The following is a 26,065-nucleotide window of genomic DNA, read 5'->3' on the forward strand; positions in this document are numbered from 1 at the left end:
AATGAAATATATCTCTACTCGTGGGCAGTCGCCTACTTTAAGTTTTAGCGAAATTCTATTAGGTGGCCTAGCGCCAGATGGTGGTCTCTACCTGCCAGAAAGCTATCCGCAATTTACTGATGCTGACTTAACCGCCATGCGTGGCTTGAGTTATGCAGACTTGGCATTCGCCATTTTAAGTCGTTTGGTTGATGATATTCCAGCAGCTGATTTAAAAGCGATTATTGATAAAACTTATCGTGCAGATGTTTATGCATATACCCGCGCAGGGCAAAATGCGGCAGATATTACGCCAACAGTGAAGCTCGAAGATAATTTGTATCTACTGAGTCTTTCAAATGGCCCTACCTTAGCATTCAAAGACATGGCGATGCAGTTGCTAGGGAATCTGTTCGAATATGTACTTACCAAAACAGGTAAAACCACTAATATTTTAGGGGCAACTTCTGGCGATACTGGCTCTGCGGCGGAATATGCGATGCGCGGTAAAAAAGGCATACGTGTATTCATGCTTTCGCCCCATAAAAAAATGAGTCGTTTTCAATCTGCACAAATGTTTAGTTTACAAGACGATAACATCTACAACATCGCCGTGAATGGTGTGTTTGATGATTGCCAGGATATGGTAAAAGCGGTTTCAAATGACGCTGAGTTTAAAGCACAATACAAAATTGGCGCAGTGAATTCAATTAACTGGGGCCGCATTATTGCGCAAGTGGTTTATTACTTTAAAGGTTACTTTGCCGTGACAAGTAATAATGCACAAAAAGTCAGCTTTGCTGTGCCAAGCGGCAATTTTGGTAATGTGTGTGCTGGCCATATTGCCCGCATGATGGGTTTGCCGATTGATAAGCTAGTCGTAGCAACGAATGAAAACGACGTGTTAGATGAGTTTTTTAAAACTGGTGTTTACAGCCCACGTGGCTCAGCCAATACTTACCATACTTCTAGTCCGTCAATGGATATCAGCAAGGCCTCTAACTTTGAGCGTTTTGTTTATGACTTAGTTGGACGTGATGGCACAAAAACGCGTGCACTTTGGAGTAAAGTTGATTCAGGTAGTAGTTTCGATTTAAATGCAGATGGCTATTTTGCCAAAATTGCAGATTATGGATTTCAGTCGGGTAGTAGCTCGCATGCAGACCGCATGAAAACTATTCGTGAAACCGCTGATAAATACCAAGTGATTGTTGACACGCACACCGCAGATGGTATCAAGGTAGCTTTAGAGCTTCGTGATGTAAACGTGCCTATGGTGGTGCTAGAAACTGCATTGCCAGCTAAGTTTGAAGATTCTATTATAGAAGCTTTAGGCAAAGCGCCTGAGCGTCCTGCCAGCTTGCAAGGTATAGAAAGTTTGCCACAGAAATTTATCGTGATGGATGCAAGTGATGCAGCCATTAAAGATTTTATTGTGAAAAACACTTAAAGTGAATATTGATTGCAGGGAAAATTTTAATTTGGTCTATCCGAAGAAGTCTGTGAAAAGTTTCGCCAAAGAATTTAGTCGCTGTAGCATAGTGTGTATTGATTGAGTACTCACTTTTATCAATACCGAAATTATCAACGGATTTAAAAATGAAACAATACCTAGCACTCTGCGAACGAATCATTAGTGAAGGCGTTTGGATTGAAAATGAAAGAACTGGTAAGCGTTGCCTAACTATCATTAACGCTGACTTAACTTACGATGTTGAACACGGAGAGTTCCCGCTTGTGACCACAAGGAAAAGTTATTTCAAGTCAGCAATCGCTGAAATGATTGGCTATATTCGAGGCTACGACAACGCTGCAGACTTTAGAAAAATTGGTACTCGTACTTGGGATGCCAACGCAAATCAAAATAATGCTTGGCTTTCAAATCCTCATAGAAAAGGGGAGGATGATTGTGGTTTTATTTACGGTAAAATTGGTAGAAACTTTCCAAAGCCAGATGGTGGTAGTGTAGATTTATTAAGAAAAATTTACCAAGATCTACGTGATGGCGTTGATGATCGTGGAGAAATCTACACTTTCTATCATCCTGGTGCCTTCCATATGGGATGTCTACGTCCTTGTATGTATAGCCATCACTTTTCGTTACTTGGTGATACTTTGTACTTAAATAGTACTCAAAGAAGCTGCGATGTTCCGCTGGGGCTAAACTTCAATATGGTCCAAGTTTACTTTTTATTGGCAATTATGGCTCAAATTACTGGGCATAAAGCAGGTAAAGCCTATCATAAGATAGTAAATGCACATATTTATGAAGATCAACTCGATTTGATGAGGGATGTGCAACTCAAACGCGAGCCTTTTCAATCGCCCAAGTTAATTATTAATCCAGATATTAAGACGCTAGAAGATTTGGAAACATGGGTTACAGTAGACGATTTTGAAATTGAAGGTTATGAGTATCATGAACCAATTTCGTATCCATTTTCTGTCTAATGCTTAGTTTCAAATAGTCTCAGAATAAGTCTGTTTCCTTGACTCTCTAATCAATAATCAGCTTAACATTCTCCGATTTAGTTCTAACCTTTAGCCACTCAGTAATTCTATAGCGCTCACTATTACTTATTTTACTGGATGCCGTTGCGTTTAATACGATTAGGTTGTCCTTGAGATCAGAGCTGCCAGCTTTCCACTGCACTGCGTCAGAAAATAAGACTTCTCTAATCTGCGGATATTGCGCATGTAATTCAGCTGCCATGTTTTTCCATTCAGCTCTGTTTGCAGAAGTTTTTTGTAATTCGGATTGCAAATTCTGAATGGTTTTATTTTTTTCTTCTAAGCTGTAGAGGTTATCTTTGTATAACTCGCTCACGATATTAGATTTTAAGGCGGTAATATCAACCGTATTGTCTTTCGATTGGTGAACGATGAGTGAGGCACCAGAAAGGCCGTAACTCTCCATTCGAGCCTCAACGCCGTTTAGTTCTTTTTTGCTAATTAAATCACCAATTAATGTCACTTCTATTTGTTTTTTTGTCGCGTCAATATTGCGCTCTGTGAGATGGGCATCTTTAAATGTTAATTCTTTGCTAATAAACTCCCTAGCTTTTGAACTAAATACCTCTTGTTTTACTAATTTGACCGCAAGGTAGACGCTTGGTAACATCGTCAACAAAACTATCGCACTAAGCGCACGGCGAACACGTATTTCAGTATTTTGATTAACAAATGACTTGCGTGTAGGATTAAGAACCCAAATAATCAGCACAGCAGCAAAGGCAATAAATACGCAGTTGATAGAGTATAAATAGAACGCACCAAAGAAGAAATTCCAATTCCCATTTGCCAAACCATAACCGGCAGTACATAGTGGCGGCATCAAGGCTGTTGCAATAGCAACACCAGGGATAATGTTGGTTTTTTCAGCTCTAGTGGCACCAATTATGCCTGCAAGCCCACCAAAAAGAGCAATCAGTACATCCCAAATAGTAGGTGTGGTTCTTGCTAATAGCTCTGACTGCGCATCAGACAGAGGCGTTAATAGAAAGTAAAGTGTTGAAACCAGTAAGCTAATCAGAGTAGCAATACCAAGATTTCTAAATGATTTTCTGATGAGCTGAGTGTCATATATACCTGCGCCATAACCGACACCCATAATGGGCCCCATGAGTGGTGAAATGAGCATGGCGCCAATAATAACTGCTGTTGAGTTAACATTTAAACCAATAGATGCAACAAAAATTGCAAATATTAATACCCATAAGTTAGTGCCTCTAAGCTCGACACCAGCTCGGATACTCGTATCAATTTGCTCATCATCAGCCTTATCTTCAATTAAGCTAAAACGATGTCTTGTGGCAGTCATATAACGCTTGAATAGCGATGTTGTTAAGTTTGCGTCTGACATAAAAACCTTATTTAAGTAATGCGTAAGTTATTAACTCTCCATTCCAATTTTGACATTATGATATGTCTATCGAAACGGGTGAAGTCCATACACTCGAGTCAAGTTGATTGGAGTGCTCCCATCGTGAACCATGTTGCTGATAGCGCTTTATGAAGCAACTCATGCAGTATTTTACTAATACCCATCAAAAATCTAAAGCTTAGGAAAGTCTGTAGTTGATTTCTCTATATGTGTTGGCTGCTGTTTCATGGTATTTTCTAGGTCTGAGGCATATTTTTTGGACTGCTTAGTGGCACGTTTGCTGCGTAAAACAGTTGGTAATACAAGTAGTGCACCAATGAGTATGCCTAATATTAACGAGATGATGATGGCTAGGGCAGAAACCGTCTGAACAGACCACGTGATGAAGATTAACTCAACAGGATGCATATTCTGGAATGTAAATATTGTAGCTAATACTGTAAGTATAGTTAATATAATGTTACGCATAAATTTACTATCTCAAAGTTTCCCGAAGCTATTTTGATTATAGCACCACAAACAGCTGGGTGCTTTGCAGCCTAATTTTCAGAATTCTAAACTTTAACAAATAATTTTAATAAATAACTAGGGGGAGTTTAGCTAGAATTGTTACGAGAAAAAAAAGGGTGCCCTAAAAGATAGGGCACCCATTAAAACTTGTAACTCTAGGGGGAGTGAGTTACAAGTGCTCAAACACTTACTTAATACTGAAGCTCTTTCTCAAGAATTAGAAATAACGATCTAGTTCGTAGTTGTTGCTGGAGCAGCCTCTGTAGTTTTGGCAGCAGACGCAGTTTTGTAGCTCGTAAACTCATCAGCTGATAGCATGCCATCATGATTTATATCTGCTGCATCAAATTGAGTCGCTAACGCTTTATCTTTTACAGCCTCTTTTAGAGATATATTTCCATCTTTATTGGCATCTAATTTGTTAAAGTCATCATTTGAAGGCGCCTTTGCAGACGTACTAGGTTCCTTCATATCTACAACTTTAACTTCTGCAGTTTTAATCGAGTCTTTTAACGCAGCTGCGTTATCAGCCAATGCTAAATTATTAAGTCCTGCCATCAATAACAAGGCAACTACACTTGCTGAAATAGGGCGAATGATAGAATTTGTATTTAATTTCATGGATATTGCTCCTAATGCTAATTAAAAAGATCTTGCCCTATTATATTAGCGATTATCGTGCCAACTTTTATTTTTCAATAAAATCAATTGCTTATGAATTTTTGTGAATTTGTATAAAAAATAATATGTCGCCTATGCACGACGCATAGGGAGTGATTTAGGTAACTGATTGAAATGGTTTAAGTTTTTATGTCGCGTTTAAGCGACATATTACTTAATCGGAGGATTCGTCTTGGCTAGCGTTCTTGAATGTACGTGCTTGAATATTGTGACGCTCTAATAATCTGTAAAATTCAGTACGGTTTCGTTGAGCAAGTCTTGCAGCTTGGGTCACATTACCTTCTGTTGTTTTAAGTATATTAATCAGATAATTAAATTCAAATTGCTGGCGAGCAACATCCAGCGGAACCACTGAGTTGCTGCCTTCTTGTAATGCTTTTTGTACTAAATTGACTGGAATGACTTGGGTAGTCGCAAGCACTACGGTTTGCTCAACAATATTTTGTAGTTGTCTTACATTGCCTGGCCAAGGCGCTGTAATCAGTGTTTCTATGGCATCTGGTGCAAAGCTATGTAATTTCTTCTTGTATTTCAGACTAAACACTTGCAGAAAATGATTCGCTAAAAGACTAACATCTTCACGACGATTAGCCAAGGATGGAATTTCTAAGCTAACCACATTGATGCGATAAAACAAGTCTTCACGAAAGCGACCTTCCTTCATCTCATTGACTAAGTTGCGGTGCGTCGCTGAAATTAAGCGTAAATCTATGTCTATATTAGTCGTGCTGCCTACGGGGCGTATTACGCGCTCTTGCAATGCGCGCAAGACTTTAACCTGCAAGGCTTGAGGCATGTCGCCAATCTCATCTAAGAATAATGTACCGCCTTCAGCACTTTGAAAAAGACCGACATGGTTATTGATAGCGCCAGTAAAGGCGCCTTTGTTATGACCAAATAACTCTGATTCAAGTAGATTTTCTGGAATGGCGCCACAATTAATTGCCACAAAAGGTCTTGCGCTTCGTGCGCTGTAGCGATGAATTGCACGTGCCAGCAACTCTTTCCCAGAGCCACTTTCTCCATGAATAAACACGCTAGCATCGGTATTAGCAACGAGCTTGGCTTGGCCAAGCAGGCTTTCCATTGTTGAGCTGCGCGTTAGAATATCCGCACGCCAACTATCATCTTCATTTGAGGCGGTATGAGTCTGCGTGCCATTCAAACGCAGTGCAGACGCGACTTGTTGCAATAGCGCTTGGCTATCAAAAGGCTTAGTTAAAAAACTAAATACACCACGCTGAGTTGCATTAACGGCATCTGGTATAGAGCCATGCGCTGTTAACATGATAACGGGCAGGCTAGGGTGAGATTGTTGAATGGCGTCCAGCAATGCCATGCCATCCATTGCGGGCATGCGTAAGTCGCTAATCACCAAATCAGGCCGCTGTAGCATGATGGCCGACATGGCCTCAGCACCGTTGTTTGCGGCAACTGTCGCATAACCAGCAGCCTTCAAACGCATGCTAATGAGCTTGAGTATGTCTTTGTCATCGTCAACGATTAGAATGTTTGGAGTTTGCATAGTCTTGTAGTGCTTACGGTTTAATCACAGGCTTGCTAATCGCTTTGCTATCACGATCACTAATCGTTTTTTCAATATTCTTTAAATCATTTAGTTTTTTATCTAAAGCATCATATTTTTGTTGTAAAGCTTCTAACTTTTGTTGATTCAAATCGAGCTTTTTCAAGTCATCTTTATTTTTTTGAGATTGCTTAATATCGTCAAATACGTACTCATAAAACAAACTTGTTAATGCAGACTCTGTGGTATTTAGGCTGTTCCCTTGAAGTAAGTCTTGCAGAAGGATTTGAGCCTTTGCTGTGTCACGTAGACGACTGCTCGGTAATGAAAGCATAATGGCAAGTTTGATGCGCTCTGTTAGATCTAACTTATTTTCTACAAGCGCACGATTCGCTTCATTGAATGATTTTCGTTGCGCATCCAAAGTATCGTTTGAAAAACGGTCAATAAAAAGCAATAAACTATTCACGCGGTCTTGTTTTGAAGCGGCCGTTTCTATTTTTTTAATCTCTAACACTTTAGTCGCGCTAGGTTCTTTATCTGAGGGTTTATTCGTCACACTTACGCATGCGCCTAGCGATAGTACTAAAACACTTAAACTGATGAATACTTTGATGCTCATTTAATCTCCAATTTAGGAATGCTAATAATAAAATGCGCGCCTTGACTTGACTCGGCAAGTTTGATGATGCCCTGATGCGCATTCACTAAATCTTTTGCGATGGTAAGCCCTAAACCACTGCTACCGATCAAGCTTTTATGCAATGTGTTACCCCGATAAAACGGGTCGAATAGTTGCGCTGGATCAAGCTCTGCCAGGCCTGGGCCATTATCTTTGACATCAATCATCCAAGTTTCTTTTTCAAATCTTGTCTGCACTGAAATTAAGCCTTGTTGCGGGGTGTACTTTACAGCGTTTGAAATAAGATTGTCTAAAATAATGGTCAATTTTTCTTCATCGGCAATAACAGTCTTAACATTGTAGTTAGTTTCTATTGACAGCTCTTTATTTCTGATACTGAGCGCATGGGCATGAATCACTTTATTAATGACTACAGACAAGTCTAATTTCTCTAATGTTAATTTGGCTTCAATTGATTCCATGCGCGTGTAATTAAGCAAATTTTCTATCATTCTCTGCAAGCGGATGCTGTTTTCTCGCAGAATCAAAGTAATCTCAGACTGCTGCGCTGACAGCGTGCCACCAATGCCATCGTATAATAATTCAGTGGCCTCTCTTATTGCGGTAAGTGGTGTTTTAAGTTCGTGCGATACGTGCCTTAAAAACTGCTGTTTTTGCTCATCTACTTCTTTAAGTTCGGTTCGCAACCAATCTAAGCGCTGTCCGAGAAGGCGCAGATCACCGGGCCCATCAATGGCAATGGGTTGGTCATATTCTCCTTTACCTAGATGCCTAATGGCCGCATCCATGCGCTTAATAGGTCTAGCGAGTAAGTAAGTAATTGCACCAGCCACTAATAATGCAAGTGGGATAAGTACTAAGCTTTGCATAAACAGTTTTTTTTGGGTGTGTTGTACGGTGAGCGTCAGTTGGCTGGATGCAGCATCTATTGCCAAATTGTTTTCCTGCACAATGGATTCTACCAATTGTGTGATTTGACTAAAGCTATTTAAAAAGCCTAAATCTGCACTATTGGTTGACTTGCTGCCTAGAATGGATTGATGTAATTGAGACGTTTTTGCGCTCAATAACTGTAGATTTTTATGCTGAGATGGGCTATTAGCCAAAGCTTCAAGCTGAGAAATGGCGTCATCAAACTTAATGTGGGCTTGATTATAGTTATTGAATAGAACATTGTCTTGAAGTACAAAATACTGCTTACTACTACGTTCCATTAAGCTTAGTTGTTCTTGTAAGACGCGTCCAGAGCGCGTGGTGATAACCGCGTTTGAAATAGTAATTTGACTTTGCTTTGCTAGGTGATCAAAAGCAATATTGGCATTCGCGAATACCCATAACAATGGCACAATTGCGAAGGCAAAGCCTACTAATAACAGCTTTAAAAATGAGCTTGGGTACTGAAATCGCATGTTTCTAGTCTAAAAGGTTTCCTTCAAAACATCTAGTATAATAGAGCTATGACTCAACTTTCTATCATCGTGGCTATCGCCAATAACCAAGTCATCGGTATTAATAACACCTTGCCATGGCACCTGCCAGAGGATTTAAAGCGCTTCCGCGCCTTAACTACTGGGCATCACATCATCATGGGGCGTAAAACTTACGAGTCGCTAGGGCGCTTGCTGCCTGGGCGTACTACGGTCATAGTCACGCGTAATAAAAGTTACCAATTAGAAGGTGCGCTCATTGCTCATTCATTAGAAGCTGCAGTCACTTTATGCCAAAACGATGATGAAGTATTTTTGATTGGTGGTGCGGAGTTGTATCAAGATGCCTTAAAGCTAGCGGATAAACTCTATATTACTGAGGTGGATTTAACTGTTGATGGGGATGCATTTTTCCCTGAATTTGATTTAAATTTATGGCAAGAAACCTCGCGCGAGCTGCATATTTCGGCGCAATATTTACCGTTTAGCTATATTACTTACATCCGAAAGTAAATAAGGCACAGTGTTGATACGCTGTGCCTTACTTAGCTCTAGACTTTTTGAGCCATATTTGTTGAACTTTATTATTGACCTATATTTACTGCTCTACGCAATCTACAAAGTAAGTCGCTTTACCATCTACAACCTGCTTTACTAAGCCATGATTATCAGCTTCAAAACCTGGGAATTTTTCATTAAATTCACGCGCGAATTTAAGGTAATTCACAATCACTTTGTTAAAGCGCTCACCTGGAATAAGTAGCGGAATGCCAGGTGGATAGGGCGTTAACAACACAGCGGTAATGCGACCTTCTAAATCATCAATCGGCACACGATCCATTTTACGGTGCGCCATTTTTGCGAATGCGTCGGTTGGCTTCATCGCTGGTACCATGTCAGATAGATACATCTCAGTAGTCAAGCGCGCAACATCATTTGCTTTATACACAGCATGGATTTGTTCACATAAGTCGCGTAGACCAATTTTTTCATATCGTGGCTGTTTTTGTATGAACTCAGGCAATACTTTCCATAGCGGTTGGTTCTTGTCATAGTCATCTTTAAATTGCTGTAAAGAGGCAACCATGGTATTCCAGCGACCTTTGGTAATGCCAATGGTAAACATGATGAAGAATGAATAAAGTCCAGTCTTCTCAACAATCACACCATGTTCAGCCAAGTATTTGGTCACAATGGCGGCAGGAATGCCGAACTTATCTGAGAAGTTACCTTTGATATCTAAGCCGGGAGTAATAATAGTAGCTTTGATAGGATCAAGCATATTGAAGCCTGGCGCAAGATTGCCAAAGTCATGCCAAGCATCATTGGCTTTAAGCATCCAAGCATCACGCTCTTCTAAACCTTCTTCTGACAAATCATCAGGACCCCAAACTTTAAACCACCAGTCAGTACCCCATTCTTCGTCGACCTTGCGCATTGCGCGACGGAAATCAAGCGCTTCCATCAAGCTTTCTTCGACCAACGCTGTGCCGCCTGGCGCTTCCATCATGGCGGCTGCCACATCAATACTTGCCACGATAGAGTATTGTGGGCTAGTTGATGTGTGCATCAAATAAGCTTCGTTGAAGATGTCGCGGTCTAGTTTATTGTTTTCTGCATCTTGTACCAAAATTTGGCTTGCTTGGCTTAAGCCAGCGAGTAATTTATGCGTAGATTGCGTTGAAAATACCATGCTTTCTTTGCAACGTGGGCGACCTTCGCCGATTGCGTGGTAGTCACCATAGAAATCATGGAAAGTGGCGTGTGGAAGCCAAGCTTCATCAAAATGTAGCGTATCGATTTTGCCATCTAACATGTCTTTAATTTCTTCTACGTTATACAAAACGCCGTCATAAGTAGATTGTGTAATGGTTAACACACGTGGTTTAGAGGTTTTATCAATGATGAACGGATTGCGGTCGATTTTCTTTTGAATGTTTTCCCATTCAAACTCGCTTTTTGGAATCGGTCCAATAATGCCAAAGTGATTACGTGTTGGCATTAAAAATACGGGAATTGCGCCCGTCATAATTATGGCGTGCAGTATAGATTTATGACAGTTACGATCTACAACCACAACGTCACCTGGCGCAACAGTGGAGTTCCACACCATTTTGTTAGAGGTTGAAGTGCCGTTAGTCACAAAGTACAAATGGTCGCAGTTGTAAATGCGTGCAGCATTTTTTTCAGAAGCCGCCACTGGACCTGTGTGGTCAAGTAATTGACCTAGTTCATCCACCGCATTACAAACGTCTGCGCGGAGCATATTCTCACCAAAGAACTGGTGAAACATTTGCCCGACAGGGGATTTCAAAAATGCCACACCACCAGAGTGACCTGGGCAGTGCCAAGAGTATGAGCCATCAGCTGCATACTCGGTCAGCGCTTTAAAGAATGGCGGTGGTAAGCTATCTAAATAAGCTTTAGCCTCACGCAGAATATAGCGAGCAACGAACTCAGGTGTATCTTCATACATGTGAATGAAGCCGTTAAGTTCGCGCAAAATTTCATTTGGAATATGGCGTGACGTGCGTGTTTCACCGTGCAAGAAAATAGGAATTTCTTCATTGCGGTAGCGAATTTCGTCTACGAATTTTCGTAAGTTATCGAGCGCATCACGATTTCCTTCAATGAATTCATTATCATCAATCGACAGGATGAATGCTGACGCACGACTTTGTTGCTGTACAAAAGAGGTGAGGTCGCCATAACTAGTGACGCCAAGCACTTCAAAACCTTCAGTTTCGATGGCTTTGGCAAGCATGCGTATGCCTAAACCAGATGAGTTTTCTGAGCGAAAATCTTCGTCGATAATGACAACGGGGAAACGAAATTTCATTAAATAGAAATCCTTAATTAAATCTTACAGGTATTGAATACTACAAGTATTAAATCTTAGGCAAGGTCACGCCAACTTGACCTTGGTATTTGCCGCCACGATCTTTGTAGCTAGTTTCGCACACATCATCTTCATCAGCTTCAAAAAACAAGACTTGCGCACAGCCTTCATTTGCGTAGATTTTGGCTGGTAGCGGTGTGGTGTTGCTGAACTCTAATGTGACATAGCCTTCCCACTCTGGCTCAAATGGTGTGACGTTAACGATAATGCCGCAGCGTGCGTAGGTTGATTTGCCCAGGCAAATCGTGAGTACATTACGTGGAATGCGGAAGTACTCTACGGTACGTGCTAGCGCAAATGAATTTGGCGGAATGATGCAGTAATCAGCATTCACTTCAACAAATGAATTTGGATCAAAGTTTTTTGGGTCAACAATGGTGCTGTTGATGTTAGTGAACAGCTTAAACTCTTTGCTGCAGCGAATATCGTAACCGTAGCTTGAAGTGCCGTATGACACCATACGCTCGCCATTGGCATTCTGTTTGACTTGATTTGGCTCGAACGGCTCTATCATGCCATGTTGCTCCGCCATGCGGCGTATCCATTTATCTGATTTTATGCTCATAGTTATACTCAAAAAAAATAAAATTACCCAATCAACTTTAGTTGGGCATTATAAAGTGCATTGTGTTATTTTGTGTGAAATAACGCGGATAAAATTGAATCAATTCGCTCAATATTTGAATGGAATCAAACCGCACTCAACGCTATATTGGATGCATGAAACAACCGTTTAAGCTGGTAAGTTTTGTTAGCGTACAACAAACTTAAACGCATTAAAACTGCTTAAAAAATAGGCAAAATAAGCTGCATATTATTTAATCAGCCTGCGAGCCTTATTCTGAGCGGCTTCCAGAGGTATTTTTCCGCTCGGAGCTAATATGGGGGGGTGGTTTTGGTGTTTAAAAATCCTTGAATTGGATACCGGGAACTTCCAATCAATGGAGTCCACATTCATTTATAAAATCATAGACCACATTGATTTAATCCTTACATGGCTTTTTGTAGGATGGGCAACTCGTTTGCCACACGCTGTGGAATGAAGTTGGCGTCAACGCGTGAGCAGAATCTGCCCACCCTACTTGGCTGAGTGAGCATATACTTATGCGTGATTAACTTGTGCTATTTCTTTAGCTATTTTTTCTAAATGTGCATCGAGTTCTTTCGCTTTTTTAGATTTATTTCTGTACCAATTTACACAGTAACAAATTAGCCCAATGTGAATGGCTACAGTCACATAACCACTCGTAAAATTAAGCATTAATATATAAATTGCTATCGCTATACAAGCTTTTATAAGAAATTTCATCACAGATTGTTCTGGGAAAAACAAAAGATTAATCAACTCTGCTCCACCGAGAATTTGCCAGTGTCTTTCTGCGTCGTGGTTAAACAATGATGCGTAATATCTGTCTTTACCTACAAACCCTGCTAAAACCAACGTCACTTTTTGACCAACTGCTAACGGAATATCTTTGCCGCGCAGATTAATCGCATGCTGCTTACCCGCCTCATCTTTAATCCAAAACTCGTGAACAGTGGTCACTGTTGAATGCACGCTTGCCGCAGCTACATTTCCACCATATTGAGCATCAACATATCCCCCGCCGCCACTTGAACTTACATGTGTTTCACTGAATTTATGATTACTAAACACTTCACCAGTTTGCTTCGAAAATTCAATTTTTTTATGTTGCCATGTAAAATTTTCCAAACTATGCCCCTTTTAAAAATGTTTTTAAGTATTAAATAAATGACACTCCCGTACAAATCAATGCATGAGTCTGAGTGGACTAACTCTGCTATATTTCAGTGCAATATATTTGGTTCTTGCACCTAAGCTTGATTAGCCTGCGCTATTTCTTTAGCCATTTTTTCTAATTGCGCGTCCAGCGCGTTTGCACTTTTGCTATCTTTCATCAGTTTTGAAAAAGTACTGTAAATACCCCAAGCGAAAATGGCAAGAGCCACATAGCCATTAATGTAGTACCACACAAGCAAAGGGACAATCACGTAAGCAATAATTTTAATGTTAAATAGCCATAGTATTAAATCTAGTTCGTAAAGATGCGTTTTAGGAAAAATATGGTTATATAATCTTGTTGCATCTGAAATAATCCAATGCTTTTTAGCATTATGGTTATACAGCACGACGTAATAGCCTTTTTCTGCACCAAGAAGTTTGCCTGCTATGAGTGTAATTTTTTGACCTACCTTTAACGGAATATCATTGTCGTACAGCTGGACAGCACGCTCAGTACCGTCTTCTTCTTTAATCCAAAACTCATGATTAATAGTCACGGTGCTGCTGACTTGTGCAGCGGCCACATGGCCGCCATATTGCGGGTCAACATGTCCACCGCCACCACTGGAGCTTACATGCGTTTCGCTCACTTTATTGGTGCTGAGCACTTCACCAGTCTTCGTCCAAAATTCAAACGTTTTACCATCATGCCATGTAAAGTTTTCCATTATTTCCTACCCTTTTATTATTGAGCGATTAAAGTCTTTAGCGTCATTTAATCAGCCATTTAAAGGTTAGGCACGGCGCGGCTTTTGGCTTTTGTGGCATCTTGATTTGCGGCAGCATCTGATTGCCCGCTAAGATAAGCAAAGCCATCCACAATTGCATTCAAAAATCCATTGTTGTCTATTAATGCAGTTGTTACTACTGTAGTTGGGCCTTTCAAATTACTTGCCGGATCCATTTCTAATACGCTTCCACAGGCTGGATTTAAACCAAAAATTGGCTGTCCTTTTTTATAAACATTTATATTGTTGAAGATATTGTTAAATTTAGAGTGAGCATCAATAACTTTACAGTTACCTTCTGCCTTAATAGCGCTCGGTGCCTTGATAAGGTTTCCTTTAGAATCAAAGAACCATAGCGATCTACCTGTGGTGTTATTAGCTACCCCATACTTGCTGTTCAATTGATCATGTAGATTGCTAACATCAACTTCATTTCCAACAGCAAACCTTATTAAACGTTTGACTTTTACTACTCGTGCATCTGGTGGTGGAGATAAACTAACGTCTAACCTGTCACTTTGAATTGTTTTGCTAGCACTGTTGTAAGTGGGGGTTTCTGCTATCAACTGCCAAACAAAGGGGGCTGTTTTGGTCGAAATGGCACCTGTAAATGCTAATTCTGACACTGGATCGCTTTGATTATTGTAACTTTTAAAATGAGCAGTCATGATGCGCTTAGCCTCTGCGGCAGTCATACCTAAACTAATCCCTGCAATGCTAGGCGCTGATTTATCTGTTGCTGAATTGTTTGTTTGTGATGCGGATGAATTAGCAGCAGGCGCAACAATTTCAGTTTTGGCAGTATCAACTGGGGCGCTAGCGTTATTCATCGCATACACCATCTGCTTGCCATAAAGCGGTGTGCCTTTTTTATCGGCTACTTGAATGCTGCCATCTTGCATCAAGCCTGCTAACGCGCGATAGTTACCTACTTTTTCATTGGTTACCGAGAGGCTGCTACCTAAATTTTGTGACAGCAGCGTATAGGTTTTTGTACTGGTGGCGACAGGTTGCTCAATCACCACGGTCAGGCAGCCGCCCGAGCCACAATTCATAGAATCACTACTTTGCAAGATAATTTCTACACGCCCATCGTCGTTTAAATCGGCGGAGCCTACTAGGTATCTGCCCTCCATCACATCTCTGGCATCTTCAATTTTTGAGAGCACAGTTTTTAGTTTGGCGTTGCCTTCTTTAAAGATAAGCGGTTTTGTCACTGTGAAAAACTGCTCTGCAACCGCGTTGAATGTTTGGGTAATTGTTGCAAGCAATACTAGTGTTGATGCTAGTTTGGTGATGGAGCGCACTCTATGGTTATGTTTGATTTCTGGCTGTTTAATATGCATCATTGTTATCCTTTTAGTAGATTTAAACAAAAATTTTGATGCAAGTGACCATCGAGCCTAATGCAGCAAATATTCTTTCAAGATAGCATAAAGGCGTAGCAGAAATCTAGCGCAAGAAGAGCATTTTTGGCAATAAATTTAAGTTTGATTGAACCTAGCTTTTAGAGGCCACTCAGTTATGGAAATCAATGAGTTACAAGCCCCATTGATTTCTCAAAACATCAGCAATTCACTTAATGCTTATCCCCACCTAATTCAATACTGTAACGCCAGAATTGATCTTTTGTTTCAAAAATCACGCTAGACTCTTCAGGGTCACGGCTGCCAGCGGCGTATTGGTGTAATGGCGTACTGTCTGCAGCCCAAGCTTTAACAATTGGATCAACCAAACGCCATTGCGCTTCTACTTCGCTAATGTGTAGATACTGTGATGGATCGCCTTCCATTAGATTCAGCATCAGCGTCTCATAAGAGTCAATAGTTTCATCTTCTTTTTGACGTTGAGGCGCATCAATACTTAAAGTGCGTGTGGCAATATCTAAACCAGGAATTTTTGATTCGATTTCTAGTTTGATGCATTCACGCGGCTGAATATTGATCGTTAGCCAGTTTTGGTGTTGACCATCGACTAATTGCAATGGAGATTTTTTGAAGCGAATTGAAATTGCAGTGTTACCTTCATGCATGCGTTTAGCTGTGCGCACATAAAACGGCACGCCTTGCCAGCGTGGGTTATCAATAAAAAATTTCACTGCGGCATAGGTTTCAGTAATGCTTAAATCAACGCCATCACGTTTAAGTTCTTCTAAATAGCCTTGTACGTTTTCGCCATGACCATCAGCAGCACATACACGTCCAGCTTTATATTGTGCGCGGAACGCTTGTTTATTGATATTGCTAACATCAACGGGGCGAATCGATTGAAGTAACTTAACTTTTTCTGCGCGAATACTTTCTGGCTGCAAGTCTTTTGGTTTCTCCATCGCAGTAAGCGCCAAGGTTTGTAATAAATGGCTTTGCATCATGTCGCGCAATGCGCCAGTGGCATCGTAAAAGGTTGTACGCTCGCCCACACCTAAAGTTTCGTTATTAGTGATTTGCACATGGTCAATATGCTCTTTGTTCCATAATGGTTCAAATATCGCGTTGGCAAAACGTGTCAACATTATGCCTTGTACTGCTGATTTACCTAGGTAATGGTCAATACGGTAGATTTGACTCTCTTTTAAGTGCTTGGTTAGTCTAGATTGCAAATCTTGAGCAGAAGCTAAATCAGTGCCAAATGGCTTCTCAATCAACACGCGGCGCCAGTATTGGCTCTCATCCAGCAAGCCTACTTGTGAAAGTTGCTCAACAACTGGTGCAAAGTCAGTAGGACGTACTGATAAGAAGTAAGCAAAATTTTGCGGAAAGGTCTTCGCATCATTTAAGGTAGCGCTCATTTTTTTGTAAGCATCTGGGTCGCTAGAAGCATTCGCAAAGTAATGGTTACGCGCGATAAAGCGTTCAAACACTTGTTGATCGTAACCGTTTTTGAATTTGGCATCTAACATGCCTTTAATGTCTGCTAACCAATCTTCGCGTGATACTTCGCTACGGCCTACTGAAAGGATAGCCATGTGTTCTGGCAGGCGACCAGCAGCATCTAAGCGGAACAGGCCAGGCATTAATTTGACTCGTGATAGGTTGCCGCTAGCGCCAAACAATACCAGCGTACAAGGATCTATTTTTTTAACCATGATGTGAGAAAAACCTTAAATTGGATTTTAAAAAAGTGTGAAATTTAATTGTGTGTATTTAATTAAGTGCATTAGTAAAACTGATTATTTCTAATGGCGCGCTTCAGCCGAGACATCTGACTCCATATCCAAATCACCCCAGCCTAAACGGCGATTGAACAGTTCAAGCAATAAATCCCAGCTTAAACGTGACAGTGCAGGGTCGTAACGGTGACCTTCATCACGCATGAATGCGTGTTGACCATTAAACTCATGCCACGTGTAGCGTGTGCCAACCTCATCGAGGCGTGCTTTCACCATATTACGACCTTCTAACGGTACGTGCGGATCTTGGCGTCCCCAGATATGTAATAGCTCACCTTTAATTTCGCCAGCACGCTCTAATGAATTATCATTTTTGCCTAAACCTAAGGATTTTTTGTGAATGTCTGTTGCGTAAAAACATACTGCAGCCCGCACTTCTGGGTTCATAGCAGCTCGAAAAGCAAGGTGTCCGCCTATGCAGATACCCATCACACCTAAACGGCCTGTACAGTCACTACGTGATTTAAGATAATCTAATACAGCCTTAGCGTCACTATCGTAAGCATCTACAGGTTTGGTGGTTTTTAGTTCATTGCCACGTGTCGTGCCAGCCTCATCGTAAGCGAGTACAGTACCTAGCGGCTCAAATTCATGATAAATTTCTGGACATGCAACAATAAAGCCGTGACCAGCTAGCATGGCTGCTGTTCGACGAATCGGTGCAGTGATTTGAAATATTTCAGAAAACATCAAAATAGCAGGGTATTTACCTGGCGCTGCAGGGCGAAATATATGTGCGCGCATTTCACCTGTTGGTGTATTAAGGTCAACAACTTCACTGTCTTTAATTAACATTGTGTGTTCCGAATAGAAGCTATTTACAATAGCCATATATGATAAAGCAAGCAGGCAAATTCATACAGTGATTTGATGGAAAAAGTATAAAAAGCATGACAATTTTCTCGATTTCGTGTCCAATTCGGTCTGATTAATTTTTGATATTGAAATGAGCAATAATGCAGGAAAAAAATACTGGCAGATGGCAATCCTTTGAGAGTATAGAGTCGCTAAGGCATGATGTTTGTGACGCTATTGTAAAGAGCGCAAATGAAGCTATTGCTAAGCGTGGTAGGTTTTTAATTGTTCTCGCTGGCGGCAACACACCTAAAGCAATTTACGGGGCGTTACGTGATTTACCGATGGATTGGTCAAAATGGCATGTATACCATGGCGATGAGCGTTGTTTGCCTGTTGACCATGAAGATCGAAATAGCCTGATGGCAAATCAGGTTTGGCTTAATCATGTCGATATTCCCGCACAGCAAGTTCACGATATACCTGCGGAATTGGGAGCTATAGAAGGGGCGAAAGCTTATGCTAAAACACTTGCTGGGGCACCAACCTTTGATATGGTTTTGTTAGGCTTGGGTGAGGACGGCCATACCGCCTCTCTATTTCCAAATCATGTGGTCGATAACAGTGCAGATGCCGTGCCAGTATTTAACTCTCCAAAACCCCCTGCAGAACGCATCACCATTAGTCAGAATCGCTTAAATAATACGCATGCAGTGATTTTTATGGTGACAGGTGCTGGTAAGCAAGAGGCTGTGGATAACTGGCGTAAAGGTGTCAAAATTCCAGCGACTTTAATTTCGCCAGCGAATGGGGTTGATGTTTATTGTTATGAAGTAAAAGTGAGATAATATACAAATTATTTGTATAAAAGTGGGTGGTTGTGGCTTTTATGTTCTTATAATAGACATATGCCTTTAGATAAGGGTTTGTGTAACATTTTGTAACATATTTTTAGTGTTATTTTTAACTTTCTACTAGAAAATTCTTGATAACTAGTGCAAATTTGTGGTATTTTTCGTGTTAATGGCATAAATGAATATAGAAAATTTGAATATATTCAATAAAAACAAGCCATACATCGTTTGTATCATTTAGTATCGAGTTTATTTAAGTTAATTCTTAAACAAAAATTACTTTGAATATCTAAAGATATAAACACATTAGGGGTTTTATCTTAAATATATGGAGTAACCCCATGAGAATTAAATTTCTTACTTTCTGCTTAACTTTGTTCTTGGTTTTAAGCCTACCCGCGGTTGCCGAAGCTAATCAAACTCAAGCTGCCGATATGGCTTATTTGCCTAACGATATATTCTCTGGGGCCAAAACCTTCATTCCTTTTGCCGATTATTACGCCAATCCAATAACGTTGGATGGTGGTTTGAATATTAACAATGCCCTTACTCTGTTCGGATATACAAAACCCCGGTCACTTGACGCTAGCAACCTTAGTGACTTTTTTCAGAGTGACGATTCACAGGGTACTCCTTCTACTAAGCTGGGTTATGGGCGCACTCATGAAGCATTTTTGAGCGCTATTTCAAGAGTATCTTCAAATGGGAACGATAACTTTGTAAATTACGCGGTATCGTCTGTTAGCCGAAACATTGAAGTTGGTTCTGAACCAGAAACCTATAGCATGATGTTTGCGGGGCTAATATTGATGGGGTTTGTTGCACGTAGACGTACGAATTAATTTAGATTGAATGACGCCGCTTTGATTGAAAGTGCTAGAAGTAGCCTTTAGCATAGTTATTAATAACCGCTAGCGGTTCGCGCAATGCGCCCTTGAATGCCATGCCCCAACTAATCCAACATTGACTTGGTGCTGCGGCGTAACCCACATTAATTTTCCTCCCCAAGTGGCCTGCTTCTACTAGCTTCTTTACTCGCCACATATGGTATGGCTCAGAGACAATGATAATGTTTTTGATACCAGTAGCCTCTAAGATAGGGAGCGAAAATGTTAAATTCTCTAATGTAGAGCTAGAGCGTGATTCAAGCAATGTTCTCCCTTGAAAACCTTTGTTTCTGGCGTGAGTCTCCATCGTTAGTGCTTCAATACGATTATCCTCGTAATCCAAGCCGCCAGACATTAACAGTGTGCTTACCAAGCCTTGTTGAGCTAGCAACAAGCCTTCATCTACGCGACCAGTGAGGCAGGGGTTAGGTTTGCCGTATAAATAAGCACGATTGCCTAAAATGAGAGCGGCATCAGCGGATTGTGTGGGTGGGGTTTTGATGAGTTGCTTGGCATAGCTGCCAATGGTGATAAAGATGCTTAAATAAACTAATGTTCCAGCTAGAGCGCAAATGTATAGCGATTTGCGCAGCCAGCGGGGCAAAGAAATGAGATTTAGTAACTGCCCCATACTGGTCAAAATATTCCCTAGAAATTTTGATAGTCTGGACATCGTTACAAGTGCTATAAATTACTTATTAAGTCTTAATCCGCCTAGTAGTGCAGCTACAGGTGCTTTATTACCAATAATCTGTTTGGTGGTAACGCCAGAACTAGTGGGTGCAATTGAAGCCTCATAAGGCTTGTCAAACCAAGGGTCGCTGCTTTTCTTTTTAGGAGGCATGCGTTTAGTCGCACTTGCATCTTGCGCATGATTTGATTTATAACTGGGCTCTTTGCTACTTGTTGAGCGTGCTTTACTGCTTGGTTTGTCAAGCGCAACGGTCTCTTTTGGAATTTGGCGTTTAATCAGTTTTTCGATTTCAACGATATATTTATCTTCTTCTGGGCTCACAAAAGAAATGGCAATACCTAAAGCGCCAGCGCGGCCTGTACGACCGATACGGTGTACATAATCTTCTGGTGCACTTGGGATTTCATAGTTAATCACCATCGGTAATTCGCTAATATCTAAACCACGCGCGGCAACATCGGTTGCAACTAAGGCGGTGATAGTACCTGCTTTAAAACCATCTAAGGCTTTAATACGTTCTTGTTGTGTTTTGTCGCCATGAATCGCATCGGCGGCAATGCCTTCACGCGCTAAGCTACGGCTTAGGCGGCTGGCGGTAATTTTGGTTTTGGTGAATATAATCACTTGGCTTGCATTGGCAGCTTTTAATAGTTGTATTAACAGCGTTTCTTTATCACTTTGCGCGACTTCGTAGACTTTTTGTGTCACGTTATCATTAGTCGCATTGCTACGCGCGACTTCAATCAACTGAGGTTTTGTTAAAAACTCATCGGCTAATTTTTTAATGTCGTTTGAAAATGTGGCAGAAAACATTAAATTTTGACGCTGCTTAGGTAGCAACGCCAAAATTCTTTTTAAATCAGGCATAAAGCCCATGTCTAACATTCTATCGGCTTCATCTAGTACTAAAATTTGTACCTGATTTAGCTGAATAGTTTTTTGCTCAATATGATCCAACAAACGGCCAGGCGTGGCGACCAAAACCTCTACACCCGTTTTAAGATGCGGCGTTTGGGTTTTGATGTCAACACCACCATAAACTACAAGAGAACGTAGTGGCGTATGTTTCGCATACGCTTTTACACTTTCCTCTACCTGAATTGCCAGTTCACGCGTTGGCGTTAAAATCAACGCGCGGACTGGGTGTTTTGCAGGTGAAGCACTTGCGCTTGCCAGTGGCAGTAATTTTTGTAACAAAGGTAGCGCAAACGCTGCAGTTTTACCTGTGCCAGTTTGTGCGCCCGCCATTAAGTCGCCCCCCGCCAAAGCCACAGGGATTGCCTGAGCTTGAATTGGCGTAGGTTTGGTGTAACCAGACTCTGTTAGCGCTTTAAGTAATTCTGGCGCTAAACCTAAATCTGTAAATGCGAGATTGTCTAAAATTACTGTTTCTGTCATTGGTTGGGTACTGTTCAATTAAGGTTGACGTCAAATAACTTAAGCGAAGCTACGTGGGCGACGTGGAGCACCGCTACCACCAGCATTCGCGTTGCCGAAGCTACGTGAATCGCTATTTGCGCGTGCTGGACGGCTGTCACGTGAAGGTGCGCTTGAACGATCACCACGAGGTGCGTCATTGCGGCCTTCATAACGAGCGCCTAGCACACGGTTATCACCACGGTTTGCATCTGGGCGGTTACCACGGCTATCACGGTTGCCTTCGCTACGTGGAGCACTTGCGCCATCACGTGAGAAAGGTTTTTTGCCGAAAGCTACGCTATCGCCAAAGCTGCGGTTAGGTGCGCCTGCATTTGCACGGTCACCAAAGCTGCGGTCGCCGCTTGGACGCTCAGAGCGGCTACGATCGCCACTTGAGTTACGATCACCAAAGCTACGTGGACGGTCACCAGAAGGTCTTTCTGAGCGGTTGAATTCAGGTCTAGCTGAGTTACCATTAGTTTCACGCGGCGCTGAATCACGGTTGCCACGATTTTCATCACGGCTACTGCTGTCACGGCTAAAGCTTGGACGGTCGCCACGAGGCTCACTATTACGGTTGTTAAAACCACCACGGTCATTACCACCGCGGTCATCACGTGGTTTAAAGCCTCCGCGACCACCTGGTTTATGTGCATCACGGCGAATATCGCCACGATCACCACGACCATTACTCGGACCATCCATTTTCATTGCACGTTTTGGCTCAAAACCTTCAACTACACCTGGCTCCATACGGTTGCCAGTGAATTGCTCAATTTTACGTAAGATATGACGATCCATATTTGACGCGAAAGAAATCGCAATACCCGTTTTACCAGCACGACCAGTACGACCGATACGGTGTACATAATCTTCAGCAAATTTTGGTAAGTCATAGTTAATCACGTGGCTGATACCATTAATATCAATACCGCGGGCAGCAACATCCGTTGCCACTAATACTTTTACATCGCCTTGACGTAGTTTAGTCAATGTACGGTTACGCGCACCTTGAGTCATGTCGCCATGTAAAGCGGCTGTTTTGTGACCAGCAGCGTATAAATCTTCAGCTAATACATCACAATGGCGTTTAGTGCTGGTGAAAATAATCACTTGGTTAACTTCAGGTGCAATCAACAAATGCTCAAGTAATTTGTTTTTATGTGTCATGTCATCAACATAGTGCAAACGTTGCTCAATGTTGGCATGTTTTTCTTTTTGACCAGCTACTTGGATTGTTTTTGGATTTTTAAGAATTTGTTTCGCTACGCGTGCAATGTCGCCATCTAAGGTTGCAGAGAACAATAGTGTTTGACGCTCAGCTGATAGTTGCTCACAGATACGCTCAACATCAGGCAAGAAGCCCATGTCTAACATACGGTCTGCTTCATCTAATATCAACATTTGCAAACGTGATAAATCGATACGACCACGTTCCATATGGTCAAGTAAACGACCTGGCGTTGCCACTAGAATATCTAATGGTTGTGATAGTAATTTGTTTTGTAATGGGTAAGGCATACCGCCTACGATACTCACTGTACGTGCGCGGATGAATTTACCGTATTTACGCGCAGCTTCGTTCACTTGTGTAGCAAGTTCACGTGTTGGTACTAATACCAAGATACGTGGGCCGCGGCTTTTTAGTTCGTGTGGAGTGGCTAATAAATTTAGCGCTGGCAACATAAATGCTGCAGTTTTACCTGTACCAGTTTGGGCAGAAGCCATCAAATCGTGGCCTGCAGTCACAACAGGAATGGCTTGTGATTGGATAGCGGTTGGTGTGGTGTAGCCAGATTCTTCAATTGCACGAAGTAAGGCGTTATCAAGATTTAGTGATTCAAAAGACAAAGTAGTCCCTTTCAAAAGCTGTTTCATAAAAACAATAAAAAGGGCGCTAAGTAAAAACGGGCATATCATTTGAGCACATGCAATTAGTTGAGCATATGTTCAAGAGCAATATAAACGCAGAGAATATTTGGTTTAGTTAAATTAATCACTTAAAGCCGAATGAACGACATTTCGTTTTAACTTAATAATAAACAAGCTAATATAATCTTTACCAGCGCACGGGCACAGCCGCTAACCAGTAAAAATTAAATTCAAACTTGCGAATTTAACCTTTTGAATAGTTGCTTCAATATTTCACGAGCAACAGAAGGGTCAGGGCAATGATTCAAGCATTACAAAGTTGCCGTAATGCGAATGAAGCGCGCAGTATAACCATTTAAAACAGAATGTCAAATAATAATTGTATTAGTGAAAGGAAATAGGCGTTTATTGTGTTAAAATCGCCGCCTTTCAATAGAACTGGTAGCAATTCATGTCTCGTAATTTAAGAAATATCGCAATTATCGCCCACGTTGACCATGGTAAAACGACTATGGTTGATAAACTTTTACATCAAGCAGGTACGTTTACAGGACACCAAGTAGTGTCTGAACGTGTTATGGATAGTGGTGATATTGAAAAAGAACGCGGCATTACCATCTTGGCTAAAAATACAGCCTTGAACTATGAAGGTACGCATATTAACGTGGTAGATACCCCAGGTCATGCTGACTTTGGTGGTGAAGTTGAGCGCGTATTAGGCATGGTGGATGGTGTTGTTTTATTAGTGGATGCCGTTGAAGGCCCAATGCCGCAAACACGTTTTGTGACGAAAAAAGCTTTAGCGCTTGGTTTAAAACCAATCGTGGTAATTAATAAAGTTGACCGTCCAGGTGCGCGTACGGATTGGGTTGTGAACCAAACTTTTGATTTGTTTGCTAACTTAGGCGCCACTGATGAGCAGTTAGATTTCCCAGTGGTTTACGCATCTGCAATCAATGGTTATGCCATGTTGGACATGAAAACACCAAGCGACAATATGCGCGCTTTGTTTGAAACGATTTTAAGCCACGTAGCGCCACCAGTAGGTGATAACAGTGCACCACTTCAATTACAAATTTCTGCATTAGATTACTCTACTTATACAGGTCGTTTAGGCGTTGGTCGTATCACTAACGGTAAAATCAAACCTGGCCAAGCCGTGACAGTGATGAATGAAGATAAACAAATCGCTGTAGGTAAAATCAACCAAGTGCTTGGTTTCCGTGGTTTAGAGCGTGTTGCGGTTGAAGAAGCTGAAGCTGGCGATATTGTAATTATTTCTGGTTTAGATGATATTGGTATCGGCTTCACTGTTTGTGACCGTGAAAATCCAAAAGGCTTGCCACATTTAGGCGTGGATGAGCCAACCTTGACCATGGACTTTATGGTGAACACTTCACCATTAGCTGGTACAGAAGGTAAATTCGTTACTTCACGTCAAATTCGTGACCGTTTAACTAAAGAGCTTTTAGTGAACGTTGCTTTGCGTGTTGAAGATACTGAAGATGCAGACGTATTCCGCGTTTCAGGTCGTGGTGAGTTGCATTTGACGATTTTATTAGAAAATATGCGTCGTGAAGGTTTCGAAATGGCGGTAGGTAAGCCAAAAGTAGTTTACCGTGAAATTAATGGTGAAAAATGTGAGCCGTATGAAATCCTTACGGTTGACGTAGAAGATGAGCATCAAGGTGCAGCGATGGAGGAATTAGGTCGTCGTCGTGGTGAAATGCAAAATATGGAGTCAGATGGTAACGGTCGTACGCGTTTGGAATATAGAATCCCAGCACGTGGTTTGATTGGTTTCCAAGGTGAATTTTTAACAATGACACGCGGTACTGGTTTGATGGGTCATGTGTTTGATGACTACGCGCCAGTAAAAGCAGATATGCCAGGCCGTCGTAACGGTGTGTTGATCTCAGCTGAAAGTGGCGAAGCGGTTGCTTACGCCCTTTGGAAGTTGCAAGATCGCGGTAAAATGTTCACAGTTCCAGGTGATAAATTGTACGAAGGTATGATTATTGGTATTCACAGCCGCGATAACGATTTGATTGTTAACCCAATCAAAGGTAAACAACTGACTAACATTCGTTCATCAGGTACTGATGAAGCGGTGCGTTTGATTACACCAATCGCGTTGTCATTGGAATCTGCAGTTGAGTTTATTGATGATGATGAGTTGGTTGAAATTACACCAAAAACTATTCGTATCCGTAAACGTTACTTGTTAGAGCATGAGCGTAAACGTTCAATTAAAGGTTAATTCTTATAGAGTTAGCTTTAAATAAAAAAACCCAGC

General features: G+C 41.4%; 22 protein-coding genes. 6 read left to right on the plus strand and 16 right to left on the minus strand.

What is annotated here, in order from left to right:
- The first annotated feature begins 1 nt into the window (after position 1).
- Both thrC and PSU78_RS10235 read left to right on the plus strand, forming a co-directional pair.
- Positions 2–1,429 (plus strand): threonine synthase, encoded by a 1,428-nt coding sequence (gene thrC, locus PSU78_RS10230; protein WP_300387636.1) that lies wholly within the window; start codon positions 2–4, stop codon positions 1,427–1,429.
- Between the two features lie 149 nt (positions 1,430–1,578).
- Positions 1,579–2,430, plus strand: a complete 852-nt coding sequence (locus PSU78_RS10235; RefSeq protein WP_300387638.1) for a thymidylate synthase — start codon at positions 1,579–1,581, stop codon at positions 2,428–2,430.
- Between the two features lie 46 nt (positions 2,431–2,476).
- Here PSU78_RS10235 and PSU78_RS10240 read toward each other — a convergent pair whose 3' ends face one another.
- The 6 genes from PSU78_RS10240 to PSU78_RS10265 all read right to left on the minus strand — a co-directional run bounded on the left by PSU78_RS10240 (position 2,477) and on the right by PSU78_RS10265 (position 8,630).
- Positions 2,477–3,841, minus strand: coding sequence for a TIGR00341 family protein (locus PSU78_RS10240; protein WP_300387640.1), 1,365 nt, complete (start codon positions 3,839–3,841; stop codon positions 2,477–2,479).
- A 192-nt stretch (positions 3,842–4,033) separates the two neighbouring features.
- Complete coding sequence (locus PSU78_RS10245) at positions 4,034–4,330, minus strand: lipopolysaccharide assembly protein LapA domain-containing protein (protein ID WP_300387642.1); 297 nt, start codon at positions 4,328–4,330, stop codon at positions 4,034–4,036.
- Between the two features lie 273 nt (positions 4,331–4,603).
- Complete coding sequence (locus PSU78_RS10250) at positions 4,604–4,993, minus strand: EF-hand domain-containing protein (RefSeq protein ID WP_300387644.1); 390 nt, start codon at positions 4,991–4,993, stop codon at positions 4,604–4,606.
- Positions 4,994–5,207: 214 nt separating this feature from the next.
- Entirely contained in the window at positions 5,208–6,578 is a 1,371-nt protein-coding gene (locus PSU78_RS10255) for a sigma 54-interacting transcriptional regulator (RefSeq protein ID WP_300387646.1), read from the minus strand.
- Positions 6,579–6,591: 13 nt separating this feature from the next.
- Positions 6,592–7,200, minus strand: a complete 609-nt coding sequence (locus tag PSU78_RS10260; RefSeq protein ID WP_300387648.1) for a hypothetical protein — start codon at positions 7,198–7,200, stop codon at positions 6,592–6,594.
- A complete protein-coding gene (locus PSU78_RS10265; protein ID WP_300387650.1) occupies positions 7,197–8,630 on the minus strand; it encodes a HAMP domain-containing sensor histidine kinase in 1,434 nt (477 codons plus the stop codon). The genes PSU78_RS10260 and PSU78_RS10265 overlap by 4 nt, the downstream gene beginning before the upstream one ends.
- Positions 8,631–8,678: 48 nt before the next feature.
- Here PSU78_RS10265 and PSU78_RS10270 point away from each other — a divergent pair, with 48 nt between their 5' ends.
- Complete coding sequence (locus PSU78_RS10270) at positions 8,679–9,161, plus strand: dihydrofolate reductase (RefSeq protein WP_300387652.1); 483 nt, start codon at positions 8,679–8,681, stop codon at positions 9,159–9,161.
- 85 nt (positions 9,162–9,246) lie between these two features.
- Here the strand turns inward: PSU78_RS10270 and PSU78_RS10275 are convergent, their stop codons facing one another.
- From PSU78_RS10275 to PSU78_RS10305, 7 genes are all read right to left on the minus strand, one after another.
- Complete coding sequence (locus PSU78_RS10275) at positions 9,247–11,487, minus strand: arginine/lysine/ornithine decarboxylase (RefSeq protein WP_300387654.1); 2,241 nt, start codon at positions 11,485–11,487, stop codon at positions 9,247–9,249.
- 49 nt (positions 11,488–11,536) lie between these two features.
- Positions 11,537–12,112: a dCTP deaminase gene (gene dcd / locus PSU78_RS10280; RefSeq protein WP_013147810.1), complete on the minus strand. Its 576-nt coding sequence runs from the start codon at positions 12,110–12,112 to the stop codon at positions 11,537–11,539.
- A gap of 537 nt (positions 12,113–12,649) precedes the next feature.
- Positions 12,650–13,261 carry a hypothetical protein gene (locus tag PSU78_RS10285; RefSeq protein ID WP_300387656.1) on the minus strand — a complete coding sequence of 204 codons (612 nt, stop codon included), beginning with the start codon at positions 13,259–13,261 and terminating at the stop codon, positions 12,650–12,652.
- Positions 13,262–13,383: 122 nt separating this feature from the next.
- On the minus strand, positions 13,384–14,019 hold the full coding sequence (locus PSU78_RS10290; RefSeq protein WP_300387658.1) for a hypothetical protein: 636 nt from the start codon (positions 14,017–14,019) through the stop codon (positions 13,384–13,386).
- A 59-nt stretch (positions 14,020–14,078) separates the two neighbouring features.
- Positions 14,079–15,428 carry a hypothetical protein gene (locus PSU78_RS10295; protein WP_300387660.1) on the minus strand — a complete coding sequence of 450 codons (1,350 nt, stop codon included), beginning with the start codon at positions 15,426–15,428 and terminating at the stop codon, positions 14,079–14,081.
- 230 nt (positions 15,429–15,658) lie between these two features.
- On the minus strand, positions 15,659–17,164 hold the full coding sequence (zwf, locus tag PSU78_RS10300; RefSeq protein WP_300387662.1) for a glucose-6-phosphate dehydrogenase: 1,506 nt from the start codon (positions 17,162–17,164) through the stop codon (positions 15,659–15,661).
- A gap of 90 nt (positions 17,165–17,254) precedes the next feature.
- Positions 17,255–18,043 (minus strand): dienelactone hydrolase family protein, encoded by a 789-nt coding sequence (locus PSU78_RS10305; RefSeq protein ID WP_300387664.1) that lies wholly within the window; start codon positions 18,041–18,043, stop codon positions 17,255–17,257.
- A 161-nt stretch (positions 18,044–18,204) separates the two neighbouring features.
- Here PSU78_RS10305 and pgl point away from each other — a divergent pair, with 161 nt between their 5' ends.
- Both pgl and PSU78_RS10315 read left to right on the plus strand, forming a co-directional pair.
- Positions 18,205–18,891, plus strand: a complete 687-nt coding sequence (gene pgl, locus PSU78_RS10310; protein ID WP_300387666.1) for a 6-phosphogluconolactonase — start codon at positions 18,205–18,207, stop codon at positions 18,889–18,891.
- Between the two features lie 347 nt (positions 18,892–19,238).
- A complete protein-coding gene (locus tag PSU78_RS10315; protein WP_300387668.1) occupies positions 19,239–19,739 on the plus strand; it encodes a hypothetical protein in 501 nt (166 codons plus the stop codon).
- Between the two features lie 34 nt (positions 19,740–19,773).
- Here PSU78_RS10315 and PSU78_RS10320 read toward each other — a convergent pair whose 3' ends face one another.
- From PSU78_RS10320 to PSU78_RS10330, 3 genes are read right to left on the minus strand one after another with little or no spacing between them, the layout of a single operon-like run.
- A complete protein-coding gene (locus PSU78_RS10320) occupies positions 19,774–20,457 on the minus strand; it encodes a YdcF family protein (RefSeq protein WP_300387670.1) in 684 nt (227 codons plus the stop codon).
- A gap of 18 nt (positions 20,458–20,475) precedes the next feature.
- On the minus strand, positions 20,476–21,876 hold the full coding sequence (locus PSU78_RS10325; protein ID WP_300387672.1) for a DEAD/DEAH box helicase: 1,401 nt from the start codon (positions 21,874–21,876) through the stop codon (positions 20,476–20,478).
- Between the two features lie 39 nt (positions 21,877–21,915).
- Complete coding sequence (locus PSU78_RS10330) at positions 21,916–23,748, minus strand: DEAD/DEAH box helicase (RefSeq protein ID WP_300387674.1); 1,833 nt, start codon at positions 23,746–23,748, stop codon at positions 21,916–21,918.
- 472 nt (positions 23,749–24,220) lie between these two features.
- Between PSU78_RS10330 and typA the strand changes: the two genes are divergently transcribed.
- Complete coding sequence (gene typA, locus PSU78_RS10335) at positions 24,221–26,029, plus strand: translational GTPase TypA (protein ID WP_300387676.1); 1,809 nt, start codon at positions 24,221–24,223, stop codon at positions 26,027–26,029.
- The last annotated feature ends 36 nt before the right edge of the window (positions 26,030–26,065 follow it).

The organism is Methylotenera sp., from assembly GCF_029945705.1.
In the GTDB taxonomy this organism is placed as follows: domain Bacteria; phylum Pseudomonadota; class Gammaproteobacteria; order Burkholderiales; family Methylophilaceae; genus Methylotenera.

What these genes read in the sequence shown, in the direction of transcription:
- thrC (WP_300387636.1), top strand. Translation starts at nt 2, where the DNA reads ATGAAATATATCTCTACTCGTGGGCAGTCGCCTACTTTAAGTTTTAGC.
- PSU78_RS10235 (WP_300387638.1), top strand. Translation starts at nt 1,579, where the DNA reads ATGAAACAATACCTAGCACTCTGCGAACGAATCATTAGTGAAGGCGTT.
- PSU78_RS10240 (WP_300387640.1), bottom strand. Translation starts at nt 3,841, where the DNA reads ATGTCAGACGCAAACTTAACAACATCGCTATTCAAGCGTTATATGACT.
- PSU78_RS10245 (WP_300387642.1), bottom strand. Translation starts at nt 4,330, where the DNA reads ATGCGTAACATTATATTAACTATACTTACAGTATTAGCTACAATATTT.
- PSU78_RS10250 (WP_300387644.1), bottom strand. Translation starts at nt 4,993, where the DNA reads ATGAAATTAAATACAAATTCTATCATTCGCCCTATTTCAGCAAGTGTA.
- PSU78_RS10255 (WP_300387646.1), bottom strand. Translation starts at nt 6,578, where the DNA reads ATGCAAACTCCAAACATTCTAATCGTTGACGATGACAAAGACATACTC.
- PSU78_RS10260 (WP_300387648.1), bottom strand. Translation starts at nt 7,200, where the DNA reads ATGAGCATCAAAGTATTCATCAGTTTAAGTGTTTTAGTACTATCGCTA.
- PSU78_RS10265 (WP_300387650.1), bottom strand. Translation starts at nt 8,630, where the DNA reads ATGCGATTTCAGTACCCAAGCTCATTTTTAAAGCTGTTATTAGTAGGC.
- PSU78_RS10270 (WP_300387652.1), top strand. Translation starts at nt 8,679, where the DNA reads ATGACTCAACTTTCTATCATCGTGGCTATCGCCAATAACCAAGTCATC.
- PSU78_RS10275 (WP_300387654.1), bottom strand. Translation starts at nt 11,487, where the DNA reads ATGAAATTTCGTTTCCCCGTTGTCATTATCGACGAAGATTTTCGCTCA.
- dcd (WP_013147810.1), bottom strand. Translation starts at nt 12,112, where the DNA reads ATGAGCATAAAATCAGATAAATGGATACGCCGCATGGCGGAGCAACAT.
- PSU78_RS10290 (WP_300387658.1), bottom strand. Translation starts at nt 14,019, where the DNA reads ATGGAAAACTTTACATGGCATGATGGTAAAACGTTTGAATTTTGGACG.
- PSU78_RS10295 (WP_300387660.1), bottom strand. Translation starts at nt 15,428, where the DNA reads ATGATGCATATTAAACAGCCAGAAATCAAACATAACCATAGAGTGCGC.
- zwf (WP_300387662.1), bottom strand. Translation starts at nt 17,164, where the DNA reads ATGGTTAAAAAAATAGATCCTTGTACGCTGGTATTGTTTGGCGCTAGC.
- PSU78_RS10305 (WP_300387664.1), bottom strand. Translation starts at nt 18,043, where the DNA reads ATGTTAATTAAAGACAGTGAAGTTGTTGACCTTAATACACCAACAGGT.
- pgl (WP_300387666.1), top strand. Translation starts at nt 18,205, where the DNA reads ATGCAGGAAAAAAATACTGGCAGATGGCAATCCTTTGAGAGTATAGAG.
- PSU78_RS10315 (WP_300387668.1), top strand. Translation starts at nt 19,239, where the DNA reads ATGAGAATTAAATTTCTTACTTTCTGCTTAACTTTGTTCTTGGTTTTA.
- PSU78_RS10320 (WP_300387670.1), bottom strand. Translation starts at nt 20,457, where the DNA reads ATGTCCAGACTATCAAAATTTCTAGGGAATATTTTGACCAGTATGGGG.
- PSU78_RS10325 (WP_300387672.1), bottom strand. Translation starts at nt 21,876, where the DNA reads ATGACAGAAACAGTAATTTTAGACAATCTCGCATTTACAGATTTAGGT.
- typA (WP_300387676.1), top strand. Translation starts at nt 24,221, where the DNA reads ATGTCTCGTAATTTAAGAAATATCGCAATTATCGCCCACGTTGACCAT.